This window comes from Salinispora cortesiana, from assembly GCF_000484695.1.
Lineage (GTDB): Bacteria > Actinomycetota > Actinomycetes > Mycobacteriales > Micromonosporaceae > Micromonospora > Micromonospora cortesiana.
The window spans coordinates 21265-29625 of record NZ_AXVR01000053.1; the positions used below are offsets into that span (position 1 = coordinate 21265).

Consider the following 8361-nt stretch of genomic DNA (forward strand, 5'->3'; position numbering starts at 1 on the left):
CGTGCCTGTGTCATCCGGCGAGCCGCCGTGGGAACGACCGCCAGCAGCCTCAACGACAGGGAGTCCGCCTCCGATGTACGCGATCGTCAAGACCGGCGGCAAGCAGTACAAGGTCGCCGAGGGCGACGTGATCGAGGTCGAGAAGCTCGCCGGTGCCCCCGGTGACGCGGTGCAGCTTGCCGCGGTGCTCCTCGTCGACGGTGACGACCTGGTGACCGACGTGGCGAAGCTTGCCAAGGTCGAGGTGTCCGGTGAGATCGCCGCGCACACCAAGGGCCCGAAGATCCGGATCCACAAGTTCAAGAACAAGACCGGCTACCACAAGCGCCAGGGTCACCGTCAGCCGTTGACCCAGGTGAAGGTGACCGGCATCTCCAGCGGGAAGTAGGTCGTCCTCCAATGGCTCACAAAAAGGGTGCGTCCAGCTCGCGTAACGGTCGTGAGTCTGCGGCCCAGCGGCTCGGCGTGAAGCGCTTCGGTGGTCAGCTCGTCAGCGCGGGCGAGATCATTATCCGCCAGCGTGGCACCAAGTTCCACCCGGGTGACCTGGTCGGCCGGGGCGGGGACGACACGCTCTTCGCGCTGGCCGCCGGTTCGGTCCAGTTCGGTACCAAGCGCGGTCGCAAGACCGTCAGCATCGTTCCGCAGCAGTAGGCTCTCCGGCGAAGCGGGCCGCGGACCTGGTGTCCCGGCCCGCTTCGGCTTTTCTTGTGCTCAGTACGACCTCCGCTGGAAGGATTGGTGGCGTGACGACGTTCGTTGACCGGGTCGTCCTACACCTGCAGGCCGGCGACGGCGGGCACGGCTGTGTCTCGGTCCACCGGGAGAAGTTCAAACCGTTCGGCGGTCCGGACGGGGGCAACGGCGGGCATGGCGGCAGCGTCTCGCTGGTGGTTGACCCGCAGGTGCACACGTTGCTCGACTTCCACTTCCGCCCGCACGTCAAGGCCGCCAACGGTCGGGGCGGGGCCGGATCGAACCGGGACGGCGCGAACGGTGCCGACCTGGTCCTCAAGGTTCCCAACGGCACCGTCGTGCAGACCGCTGACGGTACGGTGCTCGCCGACCTGGTAGGTGCCGGGACGACCTTCGACGTGGCCCGGGGCGGCCGAGGTGGCCGGGGCAACGCCTCGCTGGCCAACGCACGCCGCAAGGCGCCGGGCTTCGCCGAGCTGGGCGAGCCCGGCGATCAGATGGACGTGGTGCTGGAGCTGAAGAGCGTCGCCGACGTCGGTCTGGTCGGCTATCCGTCCGCGGGTAAGTCGTCGCTGATCTCGGTGATCTCCGCTGCGAAGCCGAAGATCGCTGACTACCCGTTCACCACCCTGGTGCCGAACCTCGGCGTGGTCCGGGCGGACAACCACACCTTCACCGTCGCGGACGTACCCGGCCTGATTCCGGGCGCGGCCACCGGCAAGGGGCTCGGCCTGGAGTTCCTCCGGCACATCGAGCGCTGTGCGGTGCTCGTGCACATCGTCGACACCGCAGTCCTGGAGACGGAGCGCGACCCAGTGGCCGACATCGATGCTCTCGAGGCGGAGCTGGCCGCGTACGGTGGGCTGGTTGATCGGCCACGCCTGGTCGCCCTCAACAAGGTCGACGTGCCGGACGGGCAGGACCTGGCCGAGATCGTCCGGCCGGACCTGGAGGCCCGCGGCTTCCGCGTCTTCGAGGTCTCGGCGGCCACCCGGGCCGGGCTCAAGGAACTGATGTACGCCATGGGCGAGCTGGTGGCGGCGGCGCGTGCGGCGGCACCGCCGGCGGAGCCCGCCCGGATCGTGATCCGTCCGAAGGCGGTCGACGACGCGGGCTTCACCGTGGAGGCTGCGCCGGGTGGTGCCTGGGTGGTGCGGGGTACCCGCCCGGAGCGGTGGGTCCGGCAGACGAACTTCGACAACGAGGAGGCGGTCGGCTACCTGGCTGACCGACTGGCCCGGCTCGGCGTCGAGGAGAAGCTCGGCAAGGCCGGTGCGCAGGCGGGTGACCTGGTCCGAATCGGCGAACGTGAGTTCGACTGGCAGCCGACGCTGTACACCGAGTTCGTCCCCGGGGTGCGCGGTGGGGACCAGCGGATGGTGGAGAAGTCGGAGCGGCCGTCGGCGGCCGAGCGGCTGGCAGCCCGCAAGGCCCGGCGGCAGCGCCCGGAGGACGAGGCCGAGACCGGGGAGCCGGTCGGCGACGACGCGGAGTGACCGACCGTACCGGCTGATCGTCCGGGCATCCGCACCGGGCGAGGACCTACGTTGGGTGGTGGCAACCTCCGCGCGAGGGCCAGGTTGACGTGGCGGGCGACCGCGCCCGTGGACGGGTCAGGGCCGGTCCAGGGGAGTGTCGAGCCGGCCCCCGGTGCCTTTCTGGTTGGACAGGAGCAGGCCGAGCACGAGCATCCCGAAGCCGAGCCCGAGGTGTAGCCAGTTGTCGGCGTCGTTCACCGGGATCACGTTGGCTGAGCTGGCTCGGTCGATCACGAGCCCATAGATCCACAGGGCGAGGGTGAGCGCGCCCCCCACGGTGAGGAAGACCCGTGCCCCGCCCACCCGGCGGGACAGCAGCAGGCCGGCCAGACCGGACCCCAGGAGCAGGATGTTGTGCAGGAAAGAGACCTGGAACAGGCCAAACAGCATCGCCCCGGAGTCCGGCCCGGCAAACCGCAACTCGCCGTAGTCGGTGGTTATCCCGGGCACGAACCCGAGCACTCCCAGTAGGAGGAGGATTCCCCCCACGGCGAGGGCCGCGACCTGAAGCCCTGTCCTCGACCGTGCTCGTGCGTGCTCTGCCATGCCTGCACCTCCGTCGATCCGCGACCCACGGCGCCGTGGCGCGGGCTCGCCCCCGACCCGACAATCCATCATTGTCCGGCCCCACCAGCGGACTCCGCAGCCAAACGGCGGATCACACCGGTGGCCAGCCAGGAGCCCGGGCGTGCAGGCAAAGGGGGCGGACGTACCGCCTAGACCCGGAGCGTTGATCCGGGTCTAGGCGGTCCCGCCGAATCAGTCCAGGTCGAACTCACCGTCCTGGGCACCGGCGACGAAGGCGTCCCACTCGGCCTGGGTGAACACGAGGACCGGGCCGTCCGGATCGGCGGAGTTGCGCATGCCGATCAGGTCGTCAACGAACGCGACCTCGACGGCGGCCTCAGAGGTGTCGCCCTCGGCTCGCTGCCACACGGCCCGCGAGACATCGAAGTCGCCTTTGGGGTGCGTCGTCATAGTCCAGTCCTCCAGTGCCGTGGGTTGGGGGGCAATTCGTATTGCTCCATCGGGCAGGATAAGCGGATGCCGAGTCTTACCCGCGTAGAGGCGACCGCGCGCGCCGCTGTGATTTCCGTCGAGTCCTATCAGGTGGACCTCGACGTGACCGGCGACGAAGGGTTTCGTTCGCAGGTCACCATCCGGTTTCGGGCGACCCCGGCTCCCAGACATTCGTCGAGTGCCAGCCGCAGAAGCTGCGCTCGGTCCGAATCAACGACACCGACCTTGACCCCACCCTGCTGGTCGACAACCGGCTGCCACTGACCGGCCTCGCCGAGCGGAACACGCTGACCGTCGAGGCGGAGATGGCGTACACCAATACCGGCGAGGGGATGCACCGCTTTGTCGACCCGGCCGACGGGGAGACCTACCTGTACGCCATGTCCTTCCTCGACCATGCCCCGCGCATCTTCACCGCCTTCGACCAACCCGACCTCAAGGCCCCGGTCACCCTCACGGTGACCGCCCCCGAGCACTGGACCGTCGCCGCGAACGGCGTACTGGCTGCCTCGCCGCGTCCAGGGCGGTGGGAGTTCGCCCCAACCGAACCGCTGGCCACGTACCTGGTCTCGGTGATCGCCGGGCCCTGGTACGTCCACCGGGACGAGCATGACGACATCCCGCTCGGCGTCTGGTGCCGTCGGTCGCTCGCGACGTACCTGGACTCGGAGATCGACGAGATCCTCACGATCACGAAACAGTGCCTGGACCGGTATCACCAGCTCTTTGCGCAGCGGTACCCGTTCGGCAAGTACGACCAGGCGTTCGTACCGGAGTTCAACGCCGGGGCCATGGAGAATCCGGGGCTGGTGACCATTCGGGACGACTATGTCTTCCGGTCCGCGGTCACTGAGAGCGAGCGCGAGTGGCGGGCCAGCACCATCGCGCACGAGATGGCGCACATGTGGTTCGGGGACCTGGTCACCATGCGGTGGTGGGACGACCTGTGGCTGAACGAGTCGTTCGCCGAGTACCTGGCCACCCGGGTGACCGCGGAGGTTACCCGCTTCGATCGCGGCTGGACGACCTTCGCGATGCGGCGCAAGATCTGGGGGTACGTGGCCGACCAGCGCCCGTCGACCCACCCGGTCGCCCCGGAGGAGGTGACCGACGCCGCCCAGGCCCTGCTCAACTTCGACGGCATCTCGTACGCGAAGGGCGCCGCGGTGCTGCGCCAGCTCGTGGCCTGGCTCGGCGACGACGACTTCCTGGCCGGGCTCAACGCGTACTTCGCCGAGCATCGGTTCGGCAACGCCGCCCTGGCGGACCTGCTGGCCAGCCTGACCACGGCCAGCGGGCGCGACCTGACCGGCTGGGCCCGGTGCTGGCTGCGTACCGCGCAGGTCAACACGCTGCGGGCGGAGGTATCGCTCGATGTAGATGGCCGATATACCGAGGTGGCCCTAGTGCAGAGCGGGCCGGAGTCCCACCCGGTGCTGCGCCCGCACCGGGTCGGCGTCGCCCGGTACGCCGCTGACGGCACCGTGGCGCACCATCTGGTGGATCTTGAACCTTCGGTCGACGGTGGTCGCACGGTCCTCACCGACCTGGCCGGGCAGGTAGCCGCCCAACTGCTGCTGCCGAACGCCGGTGACCTGACCTACGCCAAGATCCGCCTGGATCCGGCCTCGGCGGACGCGGTACCGCTGTTGCTGCCCCGCCTGACCGACTCGCTCGCGCGGGCACTGCTCTGGGGAGCCGAGCTGGACGCCGTCACCGATGGGGAACGACCACTGACGGAGCTGGTGCAGCTGATCACCACCGCGCTGCCGGCCGAGACCGAGGTGGTGATCGTCGAGGATGTGGTCGCGATCAGCCGATCGCTGATCGACCGGTACCTCGACCCGTTCGCCCGCGAGGAGGCCTTGGCTCGGGTCGCCGGGGCCACCCGGCAGCTGCTCGACACCGCGCCGCCCGGTGGCTCGCTTCAGCTCGCCGCGGCGCGGGGGTGGGTCGCCGCGACCGATGACGTGGACCGGCTGGCCGGTTGGCTGGCCGGCCAGGGCCAGCCACCGGGGCTCGCGATCGACGCGGAGCTGCGGTGGGCAGTGCTGGAGCGGCTGGTGGCGCTGGGTGGGGCCGGGGCGGCGGAGATCGCCGCTGAGGCGGCAGCCGACCCGAGCGCCACCGGTGTCGAGCGGGCCGCCCGCTGTCGCGCGGCCCTGCCCGACCCGGTGGCCAAACAGGCTGCCTGGAAGATCATCGTGGCGAACACGGAATGCTCCGCCCGCCTGGTCGAGGCTACCGCGGAGGGCTTCTGGCAGCCGGAGCAGGCGACGCTGACCGCCCCGTACGTCGGGCGGTACTTTGCCGACATGCCGGCCGCCTCACGGTTGCGTACCCCATGGGTGGCGGAGCGGATCGCGGAGCTGGCGTTTCCGCGCTACGCGGTCGCGCAGAGCACCCGGGAGGGCGTCGCGAAGCTGCTCACCCGGGGGGGATCTCACCCCGGGTCTTCGTCGGACGTTGATCGACGCGGACGACGACATGCGCCGGGCACTGGTCGCCCGGACCGCCGTTGCGGCGGTGGACGCCTGAGGAGCGGCGGTGGATGTCTGAGGAGTGGTGGGGAAGCCGGGGCGGCGTCGGCGCTGGCCGCGGTCGGCCTAAGATCGCGGGGTGGAGGAAGACATCCGGCGGGTGGGAATCATGGGCGGCACGTTTGACCCGATCCACCACGGGCACCTGGTCGCGGCGAGCGAGGTGGCCGACCGGTTCGGGCTGGACGAGGTGATTTTCGTCCCCACCGGGCAGCCGTGGCAGAAGGCGGACGAGCCGGTCAGCCCCGCCGAGGATCGATACCTGATGACGGTCATCGCCACCGCTTCCAACCCTCGCTTCCAGGTCAGTCGGGCCGACATCGACCGCGGTGGCCCTACCTACACTATCGACACGCTGCGTGACCTGCGGGTTGTGTACGGCGCCAAGGTGCAGCTCTTCTTCATCACCGGCGCGGATGCCCTGGCGAGGATCCTTTCCTGGAAGGACTTGGACGAGGCCTTCGAGTTGGCCCACTTCATCGGGGTGACCCGGCCCGGGTTTAGGTTGTCCGACGCCCACCTGCCCGCCGACACGGTGAGCCTGGTGCAGGTGCCCGCGATGGCGATCTCCTCCACCGACTGCCGTGCCCGGGTCTCCCGAAGCGCGCCGCTGTGGTATCTGGTGCCCGACGGTGTGGTGCAGTACATCGCAAAACGGCGGCTCTACCAGCAGTGATCCGTCCCGGTCTGGGGCCGTTCCGGCCCGGACGCGCCGTAACCGACCGGCCGTGTCGCCCTTTCATGTGAGACGCTTGGGGGGTAGCACGCATGATCGAAGGAGAACGGTGACAGTTTCCGAACGCGCACACGAGCTGGCGACCGCCGCCGCCCAGGCCGCGGCCGACAAGAGGGCGCAGGACATCGTCATCATTGACGTGGGTGATCAGCTCGCCATCACCGACGCGTTCCTGCTCGCCGCCGCCCCCAACGAACGTCAGGTGCTCGCCATCGTTGACGCGATCGAGGAGCGCCTGCTCCAGCTGCCGGAGAAGGCCAAGCCGGTCCGGCGGGAGGGGGAGCGGGGCGGCCGTTGGGTGCTGCTCGACTACGTGGACATCGTCGTGCACGTCCAGCACACCGAGGAGCGCGAGTTCTACGCGTTGGACCGGCTCTGGAAGGACTGCCCGCAGATTCCCTTCGTTGACCGCGACCTCGCCGCCGCTGAGCCCGGCGCCGCCGAATGACTCGGCTGATTGTCTGGCGGCACGGAAACACCGACTGGAACGCCAGCGGCCGCGTGCAGGGGCAGACCGACGTTGGTCTGAACGACCTCGGTCGGGAGCAGGCACGCGCTGCCGCCCAACTGCTCGCCGGGTTCCAACCCGACGCGATCTTCGCCAGTGACCTGCGGCGGGCGGCGGACACGGCTGCCGCTCTGGCCGCCCTGACCGGACTGCCGGTGCACACCGACGTACGGCTGCGGGAGCGGCACTTCGGGCCCTGGCAGGGGCTCCGGCTCACCGAGGCGGCCGAACAGTACCCGGACGAGTACGCCCGTTGGCGAGTCGGTGACCCAGACCCCGGTGCCGGCATCGAAACCTTGGACGACGTCGGTAAGCGGCTGGGTGTCGCGTTTCAGGAGGCCGCCGACACCGTCGCCGGTGGGACGGTGGTGGTCGCCACCCATGGTGGTGGCGCCCGACAGGGCATCGGTCAGCTACTCGGCTGGGAGCTCGCCGTGCTGCATTCGATCGACTCGCTGCGTAACTGCCACTGGACCGAGTTGTGGCACGACAAGCAGCGGGGCTGGCGCCTGCGGGCACACAACGTCGGGCCCCGCTACGACGCCGATCCCGCTCACCGCCACCGATAGCGGCCCCAAGTATTAGGGGTTTACCCCATCAACACCGACCGAAGGTCGGGTTTGTCGTGGTTTGTCGTGGTTGCGGTTGTAACTGCGGTCATCATGGTGGTGGAATCTTGGCGGGCGTGGGGGCGTTACACCCTGCGTACGACCGAGCTGGCATCCGCCGATGGCGGATGCCAGCTGGGTGAGCCCCTGGGAATGATGGTGGCCGGCCGGTCGTTACACATGGACCCGGCGCCGTGCGTGTGCCCCTGGTGAGGCCCCGCGGTCGTCGACCTCTTTCTCATGTTCTTTTTGAGCGCCGGACGGTGCTTGCACCCCTGTGCCGCCTGATCCCCCCTTTGGGCGTGCGTGATGGGTGTCGACCCCCGAATGGAGCATCCCCCATGATTAACATGATTCTGCGTCGTAGCGTGCTTGGTGTTGCTGGTCTGGCCCTGTCCACCGGTGTCGTCGCCGGCCCGCTGGCCACCCGCACCGACAGCGTCCCCACCCCCGCGGCTGCTGCTGTGGTGGCGGAGAAGCCCGACAGTGGCACGCTGATCCCGCACGGCACTCAGGGTGAGCAGTCGCGCATTGACCTGAACGATGAGCAGACCGGCAATGTGAAGGCCATCATCGAGGCCACGAAGAACGCCGACATGGATGAGCGGGCCGCTGTGGTGGCGATCGCCACCAGTTTGCAGGAGTCGAAGTTGGAGAACCTGGGTCACCTGGGTGACCGCAACGACCACGACTCGCAGGGCCTGTTCCAGCAGCG

At 69.2% G+C, this 8361-nt stretch carries 8 protein-coding genes and 2 pseudogenes; 8 read left to right on the forward strand and 2 right to left on the reverse strand.

All coding sequences use genetic code 11. The features are described 5' to 3' along the window. The first annotated feature begins 73 nt into the window (after window positions 1-73). From rplU to obgE, 3 genes are all read left to right on the forward strand, one after another. Window positions 74-388 carry a 50S ribosomal protein L21 gene (rplU, locus tag K228_RS0119515; RefSeq protein WP_025619956.1) on the forward strand — a complete coding sequence of 105 codons (315 nt, stop codon included), beginning with the start codon at window positions 74-76 and terminating at the stop codon, window positions 386-388. 11 nt (window positions 389-399) lie between these two features. Continuing rightward, on the forward strand, window positions 400-654 hold the full coding sequence (rpmA, locus tag K228_RS0119520; protein ID WP_020608316.1) for a 50S ribosomal protein L27: 255 nt from the start codon (window positions 400-402) through the stop codon (window positions 652-654). 92 nt (window positions 655-746) lie between these two features. Beyond that, window positions 747-2192, forward strand: a complete 1446-nt coding sequence (obgE, locus tag K228_RS0119525) for a GTPase ObgE (protein ID WP_025619957.1) — start codon at window positions 747-749, stop codon at window positions 2190-2192. Between the two features lie 117 nt (window positions 2193-2309). On the opposite strand, the gene K228_RS0119530 is transcribed toward obgE, so the two are convergent. Both K228_RS0119530 and K228_RS0119535 read right to left on the reverse strand, forming a co-directional pair. Beyond that, window positions 2310-2780, reverse strand: a complete 471-nt coding sequence (locus tag K228_RS0119530; protein ID WP_025619958.1) for a DUF4383 domain-containing protein — start codon at window positions 2778-2780, stop codon at window positions 2310-2312. Between the two features lie 213 nt (window positions 2781-2993). Then, entirely contained in the window at window positions 2994-3212 is a 219-nt protein-coding gene (locus K228_RS0119535) for a DUF397 domain-containing protein (RefSeq protein WP_025619959.1), read from the reverse strand. A gap of 66 nt (window positions 3213-3278) precedes the next feature. Between K228_RS0119535 and pepN the strand changes: the two are divergent. The 5 genes and pseudogenes from pepN to K228_RS0119560 all read left to right on the forward strand — a co-directional run. Then, a pseudogene (pepN, locus tag K228_RS25880) lies at window positions 3279-5792 on the forward strand (aminopeptidase N). A gap of 81 nt (window positions 5793-5873) precedes the next feature. Continuing rightward, the gene (gene nadD, locus K228_RS0119545) at window positions 5874-6470 is read left to right on the forward strand and encodes a nicotinate-nucleotide adenylyltransferase (protein ID WP_025619960.1); all 597 of its coding nucleotides are present in this window, start codon (window positions 5874-5876) and stop codon (window positions 6468-6470) included. Between the two features lie 109 nt (window positions 6471-6579). Next, a complete protein-coding gene (rsfS, locus tag K228_RS0119550) occupies window positions 6580-6978 on the forward strand; it encodes a ribosome silencing factor (RefSeq protein WP_018216623.1) in 399 nt (132 codons plus the stop codon). After that, window positions 6975-7607: a histidine phosphatase family protein gene (locus K228_RS0119555; protein WP_025619961.1), complete on the forward strand. Its 633-nt coding sequence runs from the start codon at window positions 6975-6977 to the stop codon at window positions 7605-7607. Before rsfS ends, K228_RS0119555 begins: the two co-directional genes overlap by 4 nt. Window positions 7608-7990: 383 nt before the next feature. Further along, window positions 7991-8361 (forward strand): annotated as a pseudogene (locus tag K228_RS0119560) (hypothetical protein); the annotation flags it as partial.